Source organism: uncultured Photobacterium sp. (genome assembly GCF_947039875.1).
Lineage (GTDB): Bacteria > Pseudomonadota > Gammaproteobacteria > Enterobacterales > Vibrionaceae > Photobacterium.
In genome coordinates, this window is the sequence record NZ_CAMRAN010000037.1 from 1 (window position 1) to 18,059 (window position 18,059).

Annotated in this window: 17 protein-coding genes; 10 read left to right on the plus strand and 7 right to left on the minus strand. The window is 34.4% G+C overall.

What is annotated here, in order from left to right:
- The first annotated feature begins 220 nt into the window (after positions 1 to 220).
- Positions 221 to 826, plus strand: coding sequence for a TetR/AcrR family transcriptional regulator (locus Q0V26_RS12905; RefSeq protein ID WP_297482090.1), 606 nt, complete (start codon positions 221 to 223; stop codon positions 824 to 826).
- A gap of 138 nt (positions 827 to 964) precedes the next feature.
- Complete coding sequence (locus Q0V26_RS12910) at positions 965 to 1,375, plus strand: NirD/YgiW/YdeI family stress tolerance protein (protein ID WP_297482092.1); 411 nt, start codon at positions 965 to 967, stop codon at positions 1,373 to 1,375.
- 62 nt (positions 1,376 to 1,437) lie between these two features.
- Here the strand turns inward: Q0V26_RS12910 and yidA are convergent, their stop codons facing one another.
- A complete protein-coding gene (gene yidA, locus Q0V26_RS12915; RefSeq protein WP_297482097.1) occupies positions 1,438 to 2,247 on the minus strand; it encodes a sugar-phosphatase in 810 nt (269 codons plus the stop codon).
- A gap of 470 nt (positions 2,248 to 2,717) precedes the next feature.
- Between yidA and Q0V26_RS12920 the strand changes: the two genes are divergently transcribed.
- The 4 genes from Q0V26_RS12920 (at position 2,718) to Q0V26_RS12935 (ending at position 6,939) form a co-directional block, all read left to right on the plus strand.
- Positions 2,718 to 3,446: a response regulator transcription factor gene (locus tag Q0V26_RS12920; RefSeq protein ID WP_297482101.1), complete on the plus strand. Its 729-nt coding sequence runs from the start codon at positions 2,718 to 2,720 to the stop codon at positions 3,444 to 3,446.
- 77 nt (positions 3,447 to 3,523) lie between these two features.
- On the plus strand, positions 3,524 to 4,975 hold the full coding sequence (locus Q0V26_RS12925) for an ATP-binding protein (RefSeq protein ID WP_297482104.1): 1,452 nt from the start codon (positions 3,524 to 3,526) through the stop codon (positions 4,973 to 4,975).
- A 13-nt stretch (positions 4,976 to 4,988) separates the two neighbouring features.
- Positions 4,989 to 6,245: an ABC transporter substrate-binding protein gene (locus Q0V26_RS12930; protein ID WP_297482107.1), complete on the plus strand. Its 1,257-nt coding sequence runs from the start codon at positions 4,989 to 4,991 to the stop codon at positions 6,243 to 6,245.
- A 28-nt stretch (positions 6,246 to 6,273) separates the two neighbouring features.
- A complete protein-coding gene (locus tag Q0V26_RS12935; RefSeq protein WP_297482110.1) occupies positions 6,274 to 6,939 on the plus strand; it encodes a carboxylesterase in 666 nt (221 codons plus the stop codon).
- 26 nt (positions 6,940 to 6,965) lie between these two features.
- Here Q0V26_RS12935 and Q0V26_RS12940 read toward each other — a convergent pair whose 3' ends face one another.
- From Q0V26_RS12940 to Q0V26_RS12950, 3 genes are all read right to left on the minus strand, one after another.
- The gene (locus tag Q0V26_RS12940) at positions 6,966 to 7,664 is read right to left on the minus strand and encodes a hypothetical protein (RefSeq protein WP_297482112.1); all 699 of its coding nucleotides are present in this window, start codon (positions 7,662 to 7,664) and stop codon (positions 6,966 to 6,968) included.
- The gene (locus Q0V26_RS12945; protein ID WP_297482114.1) at positions 7,595 to 8,224 is read right to left on the minus strand and encodes a hypothetical protein; all 630 of its coding nucleotides are present in this window, start codon (positions 8,222 to 8,224) and stop codon (positions 7,595 to 7,597) included. The genes Q0V26_RS12940 and Q0V26_RS12945 overlap by 70 nt, the downstream gene beginning before the upstream one ends.
- An 83-nt stretch (positions 8,225 to 8,307) precedes the next feature.
- The gene (locus tag Q0V26_RS12950; RefSeq protein ID WP_297482117.1) at positions 8,308 to 9,171 is read right to left on the minus strand and encodes a hypothetical protein; all 864 of its coding nucleotides are present in this window, start codon (positions 9,169 to 9,171) and stop codon (positions 8,308 to 8,310) included.
- 24 nt (positions 9,172 to 9,195) lie between these two features.
- Between Q0V26_RS12950 and Q0V26_RS12955 the strand changes: the two genes are divergently transcribed.
- Genes Q0V26_RS12955 through Q0V26_RS12970 form a run of 4 tightly spaced genes read left to right on the plus strand, consistent with a single transcriptional unit; the run spans position 9,196 to position 14,739 of the window.
- Positions 9,196 to 10,986 (plus strand): WecB/TagA/CpsF family glycosyltransferase, encoded by a 1,791-nt coding sequence (locus tag Q0V26_RS12955; RefSeq protein ID WP_297482120.1) that lies wholly within the window; start codon positions 9,196 to 9,198, stop codon positions 10,984 to 10,986.
- A complete protein-coding gene (locus Q0V26_RS12960) occupies positions 10,986 to 12,152 on the plus strand; it encodes a polysaccharide biosynthesis/export family protein (protein WP_297482122.1) in 1,167 nt (388 codons plus the stop codon). The genes Q0V26_RS12955 and Q0V26_RS12960 overlap by 1 nt, the downstream gene beginning before the upstream one ends.
- Entirely contained in the window at positions 12,146 to 13,471 is a 1,326-nt protein-coding gene (locus tag Q0V26_RS12965; RefSeq protein WP_297482125.1) for a hypothetical protein, read from the plus strand. The genes Q0V26_RS12960 and Q0V26_RS12965 overlap by 7 nt, the downstream gene beginning before the upstream one ends.
- On the plus strand, positions 13,435 to 14,739 hold the full coding sequence (locus Q0V26_RS12970; RefSeq protein WP_297482128.1) for an O-antigen ligase family protein: 1,305 nt from the start codon (positions 13,435 to 13,437) through the stop codon (positions 14,737 to 14,739). Before Q0V26_RS12965 ends, Q0V26_RS12970 begins: the two co-directional genes overlap by 37 nt.
- Here the strand turns inward: Q0V26_RS12970 and Q0V26_RS12975 are convergent.
- The 3 genes from Q0V26_RS12975 to Q0V26_RS12985 are packed head-to-tail and all read right to left on the minus strand — an operon-like array spanning position 14,687 to position 17,938.
- On the minus strand, positions 14,687 to 15,730 hold the full coding sequence (locus Q0V26_RS12975) for a glycosyltransferase family 2 protein (RefSeq protein WP_297482132.1): 1,044 nt from the start codon (positions 15,728 to 15,730) through the stop codon (positions 14,687 to 14,689). The two genes, Q0V26_RS12970 and Q0V26_RS12975, sit on opposite strands and share 53 nt — an antisense overlap.
- Positions 15,699 to 16,994, minus strand: a complete 1,296-nt coding sequence (locus Q0V26_RS12980) for a cytidyltransferase (protein WP_297482135.1) — start codon at positions 16,992 to 16,994, stop codon at positions 15,699 to 15,701. The genes Q0V26_RS12975 and Q0V26_RS12980 overlap by 32 nt, the downstream gene beginning before the upstream one ends.
- A complete protein-coding gene (locus tag Q0V26_RS12985) occupies positions 16,991 to 17,938 on the minus strand; it encodes a KpsF/GutQ family sugar-phosphate isomerase (protein ID WP_297482138.1) in 948 nt (315 codons plus the stop codon). The genes Q0V26_RS12980 and Q0V26_RS12985 overlap by 4 nt, the downstream gene beginning before the upstream one ends.
- Positions 17,939 to 18,059 lie beyond the last annotated feature (121 nt).

Consider the following 18,059-nt stretch of genomic DNA (forward strand, 5'->3'; position numbering starts at 1 on the left):
ATTGTTAACGATGTCACATAGGACATTGCTGAATGAGTTTTCACCGTGTTCTCCACTATCATTAGATTGATTAGTCATATTTATTGCTACAAAGAAGCAAACTTAAAGTGCATTTTAGTGATAAAAACGAGATTGTAAACTACGTAGTATACTTTTTTGTTTCAGATTGTTAGACTGCGCTCATAAATTGAAATAAAAATACGATGGGAATCTCTGAAGGATGAAGCAAACGGAACGTAAGCATTTAGCAATCATTGAAGCGGCTAAAGAGGAATTTATAACTCATGGATTTTTAGCGTCAAATATGGATCGTATCTCAACCGAAGCGGCGGTTTCGAAACGGACGCTATATCGTCACTTCGAGAGTAAAGAAGTGTTATTTGTTTCTGTATTGACCATTATTCAAGAATCGGTAGCTGAAAATGTTCGGTATGAATACGATCCTAGTAAAACATTGACTGAACAATTAACGGCAATCACGAGCCGTGAAGCCGATGTGTTATATTCAACTTATGGTATTCCATTGTCACGTACGATTGTGATGGAATTTTTGCGTCAGCCAGAATTAGCATTAAATTTAATTAAAGATTTATACAGTACCAAAGCGATTACAGATTGGTTTCAACAAGCGATTGCAGCAGGTTGTATGGTTGATAAAAATGTAATTCTGTTAACAAATATTTATATTAGTTTATTTCAGGGGCTTCTTTTTTGGCCTCAAGTGATGAATATTGCACCCAATAGTGAAGGCAAACTGCTTGATGATAATATTGAAACAATAGTGTCAGTCTTTTTAGCATCGCATATGATTAAAGAATTACCATAGCCAATTTGATTTAAACTGATTATTTATAGCGTTTAAAAAATAATCTTGTCGAATTTAATTTATTAGCGTTATAATTTAAAAAATATATGTATTTGAGATATTATCATCTCATTGAATGACCTTGTGGAATATAGACAAATGAAAAAATTACTTGTAGCTTCAGTTCTTGTGTTTTCATCAATGTCAGTAATGGCAGCACCACAATCAAATCAAGGTGGTTTTAGCGGTCCACATGAGGCAGCTCCACTTACTCAAACCCAAGGCGGTTTTAATGGCCCTAGTGCTATTCCGGTATTAAAGACCGTGAAAGCAGCTTCTCAAGCTGATGATAATGCGGTAGTAGAGCTTACTGGCCACATCACATCTTCGATAGGCAAAGAAGACTACATGTTTAAAGATGGCACTGGTGAAATAAAAGTCGAAATTGATCATAAAGACTGGCATGGCATTACAGTAACACCAACGACTAAAATCACTATTCGTGGTGAAGTAGATAAAGATTGGACTGTGCGTTCTATTGACGTTAATACTGTTACGCTTGCTAAGTAATTAACAATGTAATAGTCGAAAAAGCCAGCATAAGTGCTGGCTTTTTATGGCGTTTTTATGCTCTAGACATTAAGAATGAATTTCTCAATCACTTGTGCAACGCCACTATTATTGTTGGTATCAGTAATATAGTTAGCAATCGCTTTGGTCTCTTCGGTAGCATTACCCATAGCTACCCCTAAACCTGCAAATTCGATCATATGGTGATCATTGCCAGCATCACCCATTGCAATCACCTCATCTTGCTCAATATTTAAGAAATCAGCTAATGCTTTAACACCCACACCTTTATTACTATTGGTGTGCATAAATTCAAGGAAGAAAGGTGCACTTCTTACAATAGTGTATTGCTGATATAGCGTTGAAGGTAATTGTGCAATCGCTGCTTCAAGACGTTCTGCTTCATCAATGATCATTACTTTCATGATCTCTTCATTATCATCTAATTCAGCAAAGTCAGCGAGTGTGGTAGTTAGACCATTAATTTTTGCTTCGTGATCTGTGTAGTAGTTATGTGCTGGAGTAATTAAGCCCTGACGACGAGAAAAAGCATGGACATGAACACCAAGATCGTGAGCAATAGCAGCAATGGCTTTAGCATCACGACCAATTAAGGTTTGGCTTCTTACTACTTCTTGGCTTGCAACTCGTTGTACTAGAGATGCGTTATATGACAGTACAAAATCATTATCGCTATTCATATTGAGTTCTTTTAGTGCCCATGTCATGCCTTCAATCGGACGACCTGACGCTAACACAACATAGGTACCTTGTTCACGTGCAGCAGCAATGGCTTGCTTATTATGTGCTGAAATTGTGCCATCTGAACTAAGTAAGGTGCCATCCATATCGAGTGCAACTAATTTGTACATTGTTATTGTCCATTACTAATGAATATAGGGACTATGATAAGCAATATACGAGATGAAAACGATATAAAGTGGTATTTATCTTTAAACGTTATTATTCATACATATATATATGATTGGTATTGATGTTCAAGCAACTTATGATGTCAATGGTATCATCAGTAATAACATTTAACGCTCATATATTTAAGTGTGGCAAAGTCACTATTGCGATATTGAGATAAAGCCAAAAGAGACGCTACTTATTATCGATGTTTTTTTCTACAAGTAAGCGTGTTCTTTGTTAGTAAGATAGCGGTTGTGTCACGAATATTGGCATATATTCTGACTTTTATGATTATAGATGGTCAAATGGAGAGTTGGTTAACAAGAACCGTATTAATTATTGTGAAGGGTGATAGGTAATAGAATTCGAGATAAGTAATATATCAATGTGTAAATAATAAGCAATATATCTGTGAGGGATGAATAAAATGGGGGCAACTAAGACAGTTCTCGTTGTTGATGATGATCAAGAGATTCGTGAGTTACTTGATGAGTATTTAACTAAAAACGGGTTTGAGGTTATTACTGCGGCAGAAGGCGAGGAAATGAAACGGCGTTTAGCTGCCGGTTACCCTGATTTGATTTTACTTGACGTTATGATGCCTGGTGATGATGGTTTTACACTGTGTCAGTATATTCGAAAAAACTCAAATGTGCCTATTATCATGCTAACCGCAGTCTCTGATGAAATGGATCAAATTATTGGCCTTGAAATAGGTGCTGATGATTATATTGCTAAACCGTTCAGTCCTCGGCAGTTACTCGCACGTATTAAAGCATTATTAAGACGGATTAAACCAACAGAAAGTCAGCAACCCTTAGCCGACGCTCGATTTATTCGTTTCGCTCACTGGCGGCTTGATACCACCACGCATTGTTTATTTGATCTTGAGAAAAAACAAGAGTTTGAATTAACTGGCGGTGATTATACATTATTGATGCTGTTTTTATCGCGCCCACAAGAAATACTTGATCGTGATACAATTTCCTATGCAACACGAGGGCGAGATACTTTACCTTCAGAGCGTGGTATTGATGTTGCTTTAAGTCGGTTACGGCAACGATTAGGCGATAAAGGCCGTACTCAGCGCTTAATCAGAACCAGTCGCGGCAATGGCTATATTTTTACTGCCGATGTGATCTACGAAGACGCATAACATAACAATAATGACGTTGGATAAAGTGTGATCGCTTGTATAAGCATCACACTTTTTTACTATATGGATAATGGTTAATGAATTGGAAAGTGTTGTACCCGAAATCACTAGTTTCGAGAACATTATGGCTAACATTATTAGCGGTATTTTTAGCGCAAGTGATTGCAACGGGTATTTGGTATAGCCAATCAAAACAACGCGATTTAGATGGTTTGCAATCGACATCTGCAAGTATGGCAACCATGTTTGCCTCAACGGTAACTTTCTTTCAATCATTACCGATGCAATACCGTCATATTGTATTAGATCAATTACGTAATATGGGAGGAACCCGTTTTTTTGTTTCTTTTAATGATGAAGAAATTCGGATTGATCCTATCGCAAATTCAGAACAAAAACAGATGGCTGTGTCTGTATTTGAAAAAGTGCTACATCAAAAATTGCCACGTTTATCGACAATAAAAGTTGAATTTTCTCGCCCTGAAACGTTACACGTACTTAAGAATGATATTTTATTGAGCGATTTGCCTCGGTCATGGGTTCATAACACCTTAAGTTTAGAGCCTTTAAATCCACCGATTTTAGTGGTACAGATTGAATTAGAAAAAAATCAATGGCTCTATATTGCAGCATTGCTTCCCGCGCCTTACATGAACTTAAAAGATGAAGTGATCACTCGCCAACAAATGTTATTTTTGGTGTTTATTACCGGATTGTTGTTAGTGTTCACCTACATCATGGTACGACGTCAAACCAAGCCATTAAAACAATTGGCTGATGCTGCGAATGCACTAAGTTTAGATATTTATCAACCGCCACTCAGAGAAGAAGGGGCGACAGAACTGGTGATGGCAACCCAAGCATTTAATCGTATGCAATTACGTTTACGGCGCTATATCGAAGATCGTGAACAATTATTCTCATCGATTTCGCATGATCTAAAAACGCCCATTACGCGATTGCGATTACGGGTTGAACTTATTGATGACGATAAAAAAATAGATAAATTTAACCATGATCTTGATGAATTAGAGATGATGGTAAAAGGGGCATTACAATGTGTTAAAGATACAGATTTACACGAAAATATTGTCCCAATTGATTTAAATCTACTTTTAGCCAGTATTGCTGAGCGCCATAATCACCGTGATACAAAAGTCACCTTACCTACATTGACCATTGCGCCAATTATGGGTAAAGAATTAGGGTTAAAACGTTGCTTGAGTAATTTAATTGATAATGGGGTTAAATATGGTCATCAGGTGACGGTCGCAGCAATAGATAAGCCAGACAAGATTATTCTGACAATTACCGATCAAGGTAAGGGTATTCCTGAATCGTCATTATCTGCAGTATTTGAACCTTATTTTCGCCTAGCGACGGATGCTGATGGGCATGGTTTAGGAATGGGGATTGCACGTAATATTATCCATGCTCATGGTGGTAAGCTGATTATCAAAAATGGTTTAACACAAGGGCTAATTGTCGTGGTGGTATTACCGCGTGTATTGCCCGTTGCATTAGCTTAAGGAAATAGAAAGCATGAAACTAGCGTATTTGATATTAGCCGTAGCAGCATCTTGGCTGCCAGCAACATTAGCACATGCATCGGGACAAGTTGAAGTATTGCATTGGTGGACCTCAAGCGGTGAAGCTAAATCAGTGAAAGTGCTCAAGCAAATGATGGAACAGCAGCACCATAGTTGGAAAGATTTTGCGGTTGCTGGTGGCGGTGGTGAAAGTGCGATGACCGTGTTAAAAATGCGAGCAGTGTCGGGGAACCCACCCACTGCGGCGCAATTAAAAGGTCATGATATTCAAGAATGGGGACGATTAGGCTTTCTTACCTCATTGGATGATGTCGCTCAGCAAGAACATTGGGATAAAGTGCTCCCACCCGTAGTGGCAAATATCATGAAATATAATAATCATTATGTGGCTGTACCTATTAATGTCCATCGTGTTAATTGGTTATGGGTAAATCCTAAAGTGTTGAAAGCCACAGATGCTGCCGTTCCGACAACGTTGGCTGAGTTTTTTGTGGCAGCTGATAAAATAAAAGCAGCAGGGTTTATAGCACTCGCGCATGGTGGTCAGCCTTGGCAAGATGCCACTTTATTTGAAAGTATTGCATTAGCTGTATTAGGTTCAGCGGATTACCGTAAAGCTTTTGTTGATCTAGATATGGCGGTTATCAACAGCGATAAAATGGTAGAAGTCTTTCAGCAGTTTAAACGGATGAAGGCTTATATTGACCCTCAAGCAAGTGGACGTCATTGGAACTCTGCCACTGAAATGGTCATTAATGGCCAAGCAGCGATGCAGTTTATGGGAGACTGGGCTAAAGGGGAATTTGCGCAAGTAGGTGACGTTCCCGGCAAAGATTATTTATGTGTACCAGCACCGGGCACGCAGCACCAGTTTACATTTAACATTGATAGTTTGGCTTTTTTTAAATTAAAAGGAACCGAAGCTGACAATATTGCGCAGCATGATTTGGCTAAAACCTTATTAACTCCGTCTTTTCAAAATGTATTTAATCTTAATAAAGGGTCGATTCCGGTTCGATTAGACATGGATATGTCAGCGTTTGATCAGTGTGCATTAGATTCGATGCAAGTTTTTAAACAAGCGTCATTATCTGGGGATTTAGTACCCAGTTTTTCTCAAAATTTAGCGACAACAGCCGATGTGCAATCGGCTATTGTTGATGTTGTGAGCGAGTTTTTTGATCAAACAAATCCTAATCCAAAATTAGCGCCATCTCGGCTTGCGCGAGCAATAAAATCAGCGATATAGTGACAACGGTTTATATAAGGATAAGAACATGAATATAACCTATTTACCTTGTGTTGAAGTAGAACCGACTGTTAAGGCGACTGCAAGTGTTATTTGGTTGCATGGCTTAGGCTCTAATGGCCATGATTTTGAAGCACTATTACCAGAATTACAGTTACCTGTAGACATGCCTGTACGATTTATTTTTCCACATGCCGGGTCTATTCCTGTGACGATTAATGGCGGTGCAGTGATGCCTGCATGGTATGATATTATTTCATTGGATGTGGCACGTAAGCTTAATGTTGAACAACTTATTGATTCTGCTCATGGTGTAATAGATTTGATTGAACGCGAGATCAGCCGTGGAATCGCCTCTGAGCGAATTATTCTGGCGGGGTTTTCTCAAGGTGGCGCTGTGGTCTATCATGCTGCGTTAAGCTATTCTAAACCGTTAGCAGGGTTACTTACGTTATCAACGTATTTTCCAACGGCGAATATTATTCAATACAGTGAGTCAAACCGCCAGCTTCCGATCGAGATCATGCATGGTCGTTATGATCCTGTCGTGGTACCCAAACTTGGAGAAATGGCGCGTGATGATCTGATTGCTGCCGGTTATCAACCGCAATGGCGCACTTATTCAATGGAACATCAAGTATGTATGCCTCAAATTAAAGATATTGCGCAATGGATTCGCGCACGTTTAGGGTAGAAAATGGCTGGCGGATGGAGACTTATTTATCCGCCTTTAATTGGCACTGGAATTACAGTTATTTTATAGACATTTAACCATGTTAATAAAAATTGAATGCATTTAGATAGGCAAAAAGATAATGCTGCACCAGTTATTCCCCAATAATATGAAAATAAAGAAATTAATAATAAATGAATAATACCTGATGAAATGGTTATTGTTGAAATTAACAGCGTCCTTTTTTCGTAAAATAAATAGTTATTGATCATCAAATACATACCACCAAATATTTGCCCAAGAAAAATAAGGCCTACAATACTATTATTGATAACATAATTTTTACCTGCGATGAACGTAATTAATTCTGAACCATGGAAAAAGAAAAATATTGATACGGCTAGTAATGAAAAAAAATAAACATAGGTTAAAAACCACAATTTATTTTTGGTGCTTTCGTTATTTGCATTTAATTTTTCAAATAACCATGGGTAATAGCTTTTATTGATAGCATCAAACACAAAAATAAAAACAGTGCTAATTTGAAATACAACAAGATATGATGAAATAGTAGTGAGACCAAGAATACCACTAAGAATGAATTTGTCAGCACCGGCTAAAATAAAGATTCCGACAGAATGGGGAACTAATGGCAAACCTACTTTTAAAATATCTTTTATGATGGCAATTGATACGTGAGAGAAAATGAGCCAATTATTTTTGATAATAATAAAAATTGAATACAAAAAAAAACCGCAGAAATAGTCAGTAAGGCGTAGATTCTTGCGTCTATTTTATCGTGTAAGGCATATAGCAGCATTAATGTAAATAATGAGGAAAGTATAATGTAGCAGGAGTTATAGAGTGAATATTGATACGCTTGCTTTCTCATTTGCCACTGCCATAAACAAAATTGAATAAAGGTTTGTGCTATAGCAATGATCATCGCATATAGAATCCATAATTGTGGCAGTGATAATAATTCAGATAAAAATGATAAATGTGTAAATAATAGTAAGGTAAAAAGTGAAATAGAAAAGATAAGTATTATGATACAACCACTATTATAGTGTTGAATATCTTTATGTGTGGTTTCTTGGTCAAAATATTTCATATTTGAAGCTTGAAAAACACTGAGGTGTATAAATGATAATAAACCAAAGATTAAGGTTTGGAATAATACAATCTGACTATATTCTTCAGTAGAAAGAAAGCGAGTTAAAAAGGGCAATAGAAACAGTAATGATAAACCATTTAAAATGTTGGCTATTAAATAAGCTGATGATTTTTTTAAAAAAGACGTCATAGAATATCCTATTCTTATATGATTTCTTGTTTTTACAATACTAATATCAAGCAATATTAATACCAAAAAAAGCATTATTTGATTTATTTTCTAAATTTGAAAAAAGTAAATTTTATTCGATACCATAGCTGTCGTAAGGATGCGAATTTGTATCGATTTCGTGTCGTTATTTTTATTTTTGAACCAGTTATGTTTGCAAATTGCGACCTAAATTGTTTTTCCCATTGCTCGCCATATCTTTTTGCAAAACATTTTTCCATTTCAGCTTGTGCCTGACAGCGATATTCATATGCTGATTCATCGGCAAGGTTTAATTTATGTAGTTGATTTGTCTTCCAATGTACCCATAGATCACGTGATACAACAGCACTTAATCCATTATTTAACGCTATGTGTTGAAGCTCAATATCGATACCGTGTCCCCTTTTTAAGTCAGTGTTGAAATAAGCGGCATGTTTTTTGTAACAGATAGATAAAAGCTGGTGCGAAACTAGAGTCATAATCGGTTGGGCTGAATAGGTCGAATGATAGGGTATGTTGTGCTGAGTAAGATCATGGTGGGATTGTTCAGGGCTGATTGTTTCTGTCTCTCCCCCCTCTAGAGAAGCCATAACAACGCCAAAAGATGCTGATAGTTCATCAATCGTCTGATGGCAGATATCAAGATAGTCAATGGTGGGATCAAGTTTTGCACTGGTTGTTATCAATAAATAGTAATCAGAAGGACGATAAGTCATAAGAAATTTGAGGGTTACATTTGCTTGCCCAGAAAAACGAACATTAAACGGCAATGCTAAATTGGTTGAAAGTGCTGGCGGTGCTTTATCTGAACCATTATCAACAACAATAATGTGATCTGGAGAAAAATTGTTCTTAATTAGACAGTCGTACGTCTCATCCGTTTGCTTTGGAAGATTATAGTTAAATATAACACATTGTATTTTCATTAATTATTATCCATAGGTTGCATTATGAATAGAGTGATGAGTAAAGTAATGATTGTAGATGTATCCTTACTCGATCGTTTAATTGCATTGTTATACAGTGTAGTAAGTTTTCCAGTATGGGTTTGTTATGCCGTTCAAAACTATAGCTTATGTGGACGAGTAGTGAGTCGGTATGAGTATTGTTGCGGTTTTGATTATCGTTTTTATCAAACTAGCCGATTAGCGAGATTATTGGCTGTTGTAAAGGGAGAATTACATCTCATTGGCTTTTCACCGAAAATTGCTTATAGCAGTGATAACCAGTATGTTGGTGCTTTTTCTGCGCGAGATATTCATGAAAATTTAGGCATTACGCCACCAGAATATCATCATTTAAGTGATGATATGGAATTGAATATGTATTGGTGGAAAAAGATGATATATCCGCTGCTATATGCTTATTCTTTATTATTTAAAGTGACACACAAACCCATTAATCAGCGAATAAAATGGTTTGGTATTGAGGTCTTTAATGGCCAACAAAGTATAGCATTAAACATCATTAAACAATTGATTATCGCAATACCTAAAAAAACACCAAGCCTAATTGGTTATGTTAATGCTGATTGTTTAAATAAGTTAAAGGATAGCCGTCGGTACCGTAAAAACTTAGCTAAATTTAATTTAGTACTGCCCGATGGCGTTGGACTTAAATGGGCGTTAAAACTGAAAGGTATATTGCCGGGTGATAATATTAATGGCACCGATTTTAGCCCTAAAATTTTAGAGTTAGCAGCACAAGAAAATTGGTCTGTATTTTTCCTTGGCGGCGAGGAAGATATTTCAAAAAATGCGCTCGCTAAATTTAAGACTATGTATCCTAATTTAAATGTTGCGGGCAGTCATCATGGTTTTTTTAGTGATGATAAATTAGTTATTGATTATATAAATAAAGCAAAAGCTCAGATATTATTTATTGGGTTTGGTTCACCCATACAAGAACAATGGGCTATTGATAATTATAAACATTTATCAGTTAATCTCGTTATTTGTGTGGGGGGGATGTTTGATTTTTATGCGGGAAAAGTACAAAGAGCACCTTTACTGGTAAGACAGATTGGGTGTGAATGGCTATACCGATTATATCAAGAGCCTAAGCGGTTATGGAATCGCTATATCGTTGGCAATGCAAATTTTATATTTTGGAATATTTCACATGCATTAGATATTAGAATGTTTTTTTTGAATTTCTTTTCGCGAACTCTTGATATAATTATTTCTTCTATTGCACTAATAATGTGGGCGCCATTTCATATTATTTTATGTGGTTTGTTATTTATTACAGAACGAAAAAACCCAATATTTAAACAAGTAAGAGTTGGGAAAAATGGTCAACGGTTTATTATGTATAAATATACAACAATGGACAGTGATATTATTTTAGAAGAAGAGGAATTTAAACAATATGTGAGTGATGGAATTAGATATAAAAACAAATCAGACCCAAGAATAACAAGATTTGGATTTTGGTTAAGAAAGTTTTCTGTTGATGAGGTTCCTCAATTTCTTAATGTATTAAAAGGTGATATGAAGTTGGTTGGTCCACGACCAGCTTTAGAAGATGAAGTTGATAAATATACTCAAGTGCATAAATTACGCTTACTTATTAAACCAGGAATGACTGGGTTATGGCAAGTTTCAGGTCGTTCTGATTTATCATGTAAAAAGCAATTTGAGTTAGACTTAAATTATGTTGTGACGAGATCAATAGTATTAGATCTTATTATTTTAATTAAAACTATTCCTGCTGTTTTTAGTGCGAAAGGAGCAATGTAATGCATGCTCTTACTATTTTGTTAATTATTGGAATGTTATTAGGTTGTGCAAATGAGCGCACAATTAATAGTTATAGTTCTACTAAATGTTTAAATTATTGTAATGAAAATTGCAATTATCATACAGACCAAAAATATACAAATAGTAATATCACTGGAAATATTAATAACAATGTAGACAGAATTTTAAATAAAAATGAAATATTATCAGCTGGTGATGTGTTAAATGTTAACATTTTGAATAATGTTACATTATCTAAAGATTATATAATTAAATCAAATGGCAATATATATCTACCTTGGATTGCTCCGATACAGGCTGAAGGACTGTCTATTGATGAACTAAATGAAAAAATACTAACTTCTTATATTGCTAATGATATTTTTAAAAAGGACAGTTTTTATCCTATTATCACTGTTATAAAATATGCTCCTATTTCAATAAAAGTTAATGGCGAGGTGTTTAAACCAGGATTTATCATTATTAATAAAAATGATCCTATACTTAATCATTATAAGGATTTAGGTATTTCTCATACAGAGGATAAGATGCTTACTTTAGCGATTAAACTAGCAGGAGGAATAAAACCGACGGCGGATATAACAAATGTTAGATTAGTTCGTGGTGGGGTAAGTTATATAATTGATCTTAATGGTGTTTTAAGTGATGGTGGTTTTAAAGATATTCCATTGGCAAATGGTGATGAAATTTATATTGGATCTTCATTATGTGTTGATGCTGATTTAATTCGAGTTTCAAAGATAACCCCAATTGGTATTAAGCTATTCTTATCTAATACAACAATTCCTGCAGAAAATAATAATTTAAGTAATATTAATCGTGATACGAGAGAGATGCCTTATGGATCTCGGCTTATGGATGCAGTCTTTAATGCCAATTGTATGGGCGGAACGGAATCAACAAATAGTGGTCGAGGGGTTTTATTAATAACATCCTTAAATAATGACGATAATCTAGTGGCATTAAAAATTGGGACATATGATTTAGTTAAGCATAGGAATAATCCCCATTATAATCCTTATTTAATGAATGGCGACAAAATAGCTTGTTATGATTCAGGAATGACGAATTACTTGGCGATTGTTAAGTCATTAACTGAAACATTATTACCAATCACTCTTCTACATGGATTAATAGGATGGTAATTAAAGCATTGAAATATAACCTTCTTTTTTTCCTTGTTGGATTGATTTTTATATGGGGAGTATTAGTAGGCGCTTTGATGCTAAAGAATAAATATGAAGGTCGATTAACGATTATTTTCCCATCTTCTCAATCAGATACACGGTTAAAGTTATTAAGTATTGGTGAGATGACAACGAATAATAAATCTATTTTTTCTAATATGAAAATAGATCCGAAAGAGACATATAAAGAAATTATTATGAGTAATGAGATGAGAGTTAATATTGCAGATGATCTTGACTTGACATTTTTTAACATACCGGCACCGAAAATTACTAATGTTCCTCAAACACCATTAATAAAAATTTCTATGGTTAGTGATCATAAGAAAAATTTGGTGTCTATGCTAAATTCTTTACTTTATAATTTAAATAATAAAATAGAAAAAAAACGGAATAAGTATATTGAGTTTAGAAACATATCTAATCAAATAAAAATTGATAATTCTAAATTTAAAATAGATTTGTTAACAGAGAAAATAAAAAACATTAGAGTTGAGTATAATATTTTACATGATAATTCTAATGATTATTATTCTGAAAAATTATTTAAGCTTGATGATGTTTTACGTAATAAAAAAATAGAATTAATATCATTGAGGACGAAATTAGAGCAATTTGATAAAATATTGAAATTATCAGCAGAAGAAGCTTCTTTAGCATTATATATTAACTCAGATTATATTTTGAAACAGCTATATCAAGAAAGGGCTGAAGTATCATCAAAACGATCACTATTAGCTGCCGTTAGTGGTGCGAATAATCCTGACTTGAAAAATATAAAAGAAGAATACCGCCAGTTAACAAATTATATAAATAATAGACTGTCTTTTTTAAATAAAGGCCTAAATGATAATAATACAAAAAGATTAATTCTTAATATAGATATTGATGAGCGTTCTGAAATATTTAAAGTTTATGTGCTAAACAAAATAGAATATCAAACAGTAGTGAATGAATTTAATCAAATAGATATTGAGATAAAAACATTAAAAAATACATTAATAGAAATGTTAGATAAACAAAATCAATTAGAAATGCTAACAAAAAAATTAGAACTTCATGAGGCTATATATTTTTCAAAATTAAGTAATGAACAGGCCTATATTGATGACGCAGAATATATTTATCCTGATATTCAATTATGGGAAGTTGCAAAAATAGTAAGTGAAAAAGGTAAATATACGCATATTATTATAATTGTTATTGGTATTATTACTTCTATTATTTGGGTTGTTATTTTATGTCTATTTTACAAGAAACAACATTTAAAAATCTAGATGAAAGAATAATATACTTTACGATAATCCTCACTTATCCATTATATTTAATAGGTGGTTTATACTTAGTCGGCCCGATTTTAGCTTGGATTTTGCTGTATCGTTCTTTAGTTATTATTTTTAATGTTAAAATAAAAATACATCATTTATCAATTGCTTGGATTGTTTCTATCTTATTAATTGAAGTTGTTGTTGTTATTGGTTCATTGAATACTGGTCATAGTATATTAATGACAATAAAGTCAACAATTGGTTGGGCTAAAGGGTGGGCATTAATCGGGATATTTATATTTATAGGGTCGATTTTACCTATTAGATATTATATATTTCAAAGAGCTATAATAAATATATTGTGGCAAAGTTTATTAATATCACCTTTCCTTATTGTTGTCGCTTTTCTTAATTTCCCAACTTTACTCTATATATCACCATTGAAATTTTTTGGTGGTGGAGGTGAACAGTTTTTTAAAGTGTGGTTATATTGGAATGATTCAAATACAGGGTTACCTAGGTGGCAATTATTTGCACCTTGGTCTCCTGCATTAGCATTTTATGCGTTATTAGCATTGTCCATTATTTTACCTCGACCATCAGATAAAACAAAATATGTTGCATTATTTTCTGCGATTGTTTTAGTCCTCTTATCTGAATCGAGAGCTGGAATTGTCATATTACTGATGTTGATATATATATATGCAATTAGCTATTTTTTTGATGTGATATTTATTCTATTTATGATGCTTATTTGTTGTTTGTTGTTTGGTGTTTTTCTTAACGAAATAGTTGAAGGTGTTTCTGGTTTAGTGAATTATATTAATAGTATGCGATCAAAATCTAGTATGATAAGGCAAACATTAAATGATATTGGTTTGTATCGATGGTATAGCGAATCTTTTTGGTTCGGGCATGGGAATGTTGAACGAGGCCCTCATATTGTACAATTTATGCCAATAGGAAGTCATCATACATTTATTGGGTTATTATTCATAAAGGGAATAATAGGTTTGTTACTCTATGTTATTCCTTTAGTCGTAACTACTTTATATTTATTTATTAAGAGCTTTATACGGCGTGATTATTTGTCAGGATTTTTTGTTATTCTGATTTTTTTTATGTATTCATTTACTGAGAATATTGAGATTTTATCTTATTTGATGTGGTCGGGATGGCTATTTATTGGAATGACTTTACGAGCATGTTTTTATGATTGTCATTTTAATGAGATTGACTTTGAAGATAACGGCCAAGTGTTTGTTGTGCCAAAGTAAATATTCGAGAAAATATTATTTTTGGTAATATAACCAATAATATACTTGAACCTAGTGTCACTATAGTTCTAGTCGGCTCTTCAATTACTATTTTAGGATAAATTCGTATAGCTTTAAATATGTAGCAGATAGATTCTTTCTTGTTGTTTTTTATTATAGCCCAGCGTGATATGTATCGTAATTGATAAGCGAGTGCTTTATGTCTATATTGTTTAATTAGATTAGGATTATAATTCCGCACTTTAGTATTCATTTTTAACCAATTCAAGAGCTGTTTTTTATAATCTGAAGACAAGCCCTGAACATTTATTCTATAAATTGTTAGTGGAAAAGCTAACCCTTTCATTTTTAGATTTGTAATAGTCGATAATCGCATCCAACATTCAACATCTTCAGATTGGGTTAATGATTCATCAAAAAATTGCATGTCAGCATGGTGATTTTGACAATAAAAGCCAATTTTTTTTAAGACAACTGTTTTAATCACGGCAGATGATCCATTACCTATAGGATTTCGGCAATAAAGATCACTAATTGTGATGTTATTTATTTTTGGCGTCTGCTGTAGGTTAATGGATTTATTATCCATGTTAATAAGCTTTGATTGGCTATAGCTCATAGAAATAGTTGGGTTCAGTTGGTGTAAATAATAATGGGCCTTTAACTTATCTTTATGCCATAAATCATCGCCATCTAGAAAAGCGATAAATTGACCTTTAGCGTGACGAATACCCGTATTTCTTGCACCACTTAAGCCTCGGTTTTCTTGCTCGATAAGTTGAAACCGCGCATCTTTTTCTGCAAATTGTTTACATATATTAACGGAGTTATCTTTACTGCCATCGTTAATTATCAGCACCTCAAAATTTGAGAAGCTTTGCACCAATACCGATTTTAGGCTGTCATATAGATATTCTTCTACGTTGTAGATCGGTATTACAATCGAAAAAAAAGGGGGATTAAAAGAAACCATATTTTGCCACCAATTCATCAACATGAATATCATTGGATATATCATTTAAAATATGTCGCTCATTACGGGTAAGCGTAAGAGCCTGTTCAATTACTTTCCTCTCAACGTGTCGGGGTACAACAACAATACCTTCATTATCAGCATAAATTAAACAGTTAGGTTCAACAGTTACATTATCAAGCGTAATTGTTTTATTGAAATGTTCAACAACGGCTCTATTTTTAACATCTTGGCAGTTATAGCCTGTAGAAAAAACAGGATAATTGAGGTTTGCAACATTTTGGCTATCACGAGTTACGCCACCAACAATCGTGCCGATAGCACCAGAACGAATAGCGAGATTAGCATTCAACTCACCAAAGTAGGCATAATTAGAAATTTCATTTTCAACCACAATAATGTCATTAGGAACAATATATTTATAGGTATTTAACGCGTTGTAGATTCCTGATGGAGATTCATCTTGCTTTTTTTTGCGAAGCTTTAATGTTTTCGCACGACCAAAGATTTTAGTGGGGGTATAGGGTTTAAGAGTTGTAATTATTTGGTTTGGATAACCCAATTCATCTAATATGTCAGATAATATTGCGCTTGATATGGATGCTGAAATATTTTGTAGTAAGTGATTTTCTTTTTCTCGTATTCCTGCTGCGATGAGGTTGGCTAGTTGAAAATCTTCAGCCCAATTGACATCAATCGCTTCTATCGGTGTTGCGTATACAAGATAGGGGTTATCTCCGACGCGTCTTTTTAATGTAAGCGCATTGTCACGATACATAATATACATCCCCATAGTTTCTATGATCGTATCTGTAAGGTCGACACTATTGGGTATATGCTCAATATCATAAGCTGGACGATTATTATGCCATAAATATTGTTTTTCTTTTTTTACCATTACAGCACTGTCATAGTCAGGATTATTTATTAGTGTTTCTAAGGTATCTTCAATCGTTTGAATTTCAATAAATGGGCTGGTGCATAAAATTTGTAAATAAATATCAGCATCAATATGTGAAACTTCATTTAAAAATAATGCATTACCATCAGTTGTGTTACTGGCTAACTGGCGCTCTCGTTTCATGATGTGGATAGGGAGCTCGTTAGCTATTTCTATAAACTCATCGCTATCAGTATCCAGCCATACCTCATCAATAGATGGGCACTTTATTAGCTTCTCTAACATATTGATAAAAAGAGGTTTACCATCAAGCAATTGGCTGTTTTTTGATGGTATACGATCACTGTTACCTTTTGCTGGAACAACGGCGACTATTTTCATATTTTCTTCCTGTAAATACGAGTGTAAACACCTGATATATGCTGAGTGTTGTTATGATATACTATAACAATAGTATTAATATTGTGTTGTTGCATTAGTTGTTCTGCATCATGTACCGTATGACTATCATCTAAAGTCACCGGATTAGCTGACATAATTTCTTTTGCTGGAATATGTTGCCAGTGCTCAGGGTTATGAGAGATAGCACGATTTAAATCCCCTTCAGTAATCAGACCTTGGAGTTGTTGCTGGCTACCGACGAGGATACACCCTTGATGGCCGCATAATAATTGTGATAGCACTTGCTGTAGTGGAGTTGCTATATCAATAATAGGTACTGATTTTAATTGAGTTTTAATTGGCTTTAAGGCATGCAAACCAAGATTGCCATGTGGGTGATTATGAGCAAAAATATTTTTAGAAAAGGCATGATAGTTAGCGATTGCTATGGTGATAGCATCTCCCATCACTAAGGCACAAGTTGTTGATGATGTCGGTAATATATTGTGTGGATCGGCCTCTATTGATGATCCCGCAATAAGATTCAGATCTGCCTGCATAGCGACACTGTTGGAGTGATTTCGCGTTAACGTAACGATAGGAATATGGCGATGTTTTAGCTGCGATTGTAAGGCGAGTATTTCCGCTGTTTCGCCAGAGTTAGAGATTAAAAAAGCCAGATCATGATGGTTTAATGGTCCTATATCACCATGCATGGCCTCACTTGCATGAAGATACGTAGCATTGATGCCTAGGCTTTTGATCGAACTGGCGATTTTTTTTGCAATATGGCCTGATTTACCTATCCCGGCAAAGATTATTTGACCTGTCTGATGCTGAATTAGTGTCGTCAGGACTTCAGATTGAGTAGGCGTTAATTGGCGCTGCATATTTTGAAGTGCACCAATTTGTAACGATATTGAATCAGAGATAAGTGAATGCATACTATGTTTTGCCCCAAATTTGATTATTATTCTTAAAAATAAGCAAATATTAAGCCAATAGCATAGTGTCTTATTTGAGATGTTGATTATCAATTACTGATATATTGTCTCATTAAGAGAA

Coding starts and splice junctions, on each gene's coding strand:
- Q0V26_RS12905 (WP_297482090.1), top strand. CDS start 221: ATGAAGCAAACGGAACGTAAGCATTTAGCAATCATTGAAGCGGCTAAA.
- Q0V26_RS12910 (WP_297482092.1), top strand. CDS start 965: ATGAAAAAATTACTTGTAGCTTCAGTTCTTGTGTTTTCATCAATGTCA.
- yidA (WP_297482097.1), bottom strand. CDS start 2,247: ATGTACAAATTAGTTGCACTCGATATGGATGGCACCTTACTTAGTTCA.
- Q0V26_RS12920 (WP_297482101.1), top strand. CDS start 2,718: ATGGGGGCAACTAAGACAGTTCTCGTTGTTGATGATGATCAAGAGATT.
- Q0V26_RS12925 (WP_297482104.1), top strand. CDS start 3,524: ATGAATTGGAAAGTGTTGTACCCGAAATCACTAGTTTCGAGAACATTA.
- Q0V26_RS12930 (WP_297482107.1), top strand. CDS start 4,989: ATGAAACTAGCGTATTTGATATTAGCCGTAGCAGCATCTTGGCTGCCA.
- Q0V26_RS12935 (WP_297482110.1), top strand. CDS start 6,274: ATGAATATAACCTATTTACCTTGTGTTGAAGTAGAACCGACTGTTAAG.
- Q0V26_RS12945 (WP_297482114.1), bottom strand. CDS start 8,224: ATGACGTCTTTTTTAAAAAAATCATCAGCTTATTTAATAGCCAACATT.
- Q0V26_RS12950 (WP_297482117.1), bottom strand. CDS start 9,171: ATGAAAATACAATGTGTTATATTTAACTATAATCTTCCAAAGCAAACG.
- Q0V26_RS12955 (WP_297482120.1), top strand. CDS start 9,196: ATGAATAGAGTGATGAGTAAAGTAATGATTGTAGATGTATCCTTACTC.
- Q0V26_RS12960 (WP_297482122.1), top strand. CDS start 10,986: ATGCATGCTCTTACTATTTTGTTAATTATTGGAATGTTATTAGGTTGT.
- Q0V26_RS12965 (WP_297482125.1), top strand. CDS start 12,146: ATGGTAATTAAAGCATTGAAATATAACCTTCTTTTTTTCCTTGTTGGA.
- Q0V26_RS12970 (WP_297482128.1), top strand. CDS start 13,435: ATGTCTATTTTACAAGAAACAACATTTAAAAATCTAGATGAAAGAATA.
- Q0V26_RS12975 (WP_297482132.1), bottom strand. CDS start 15,730: ATGAATTGGTGGCAAAATATGGTTTCTTTTAATCCCCCTTTTTTTTCG.
- Q0V26_RS12980 (WP_297482135.1), bottom strand. CDS start 16,994: ATGAAAATAGTCGCCGTTGTTCCAGCAAAAGGTAACAGTGATCGTATA.
- Q0V26_RS12985 (WP_297482138.1), bottom strand. CDS start 17,938: ATGCATTCACTTATCTCTGATTCAATATCGTTACAAATTGGTGCACTT.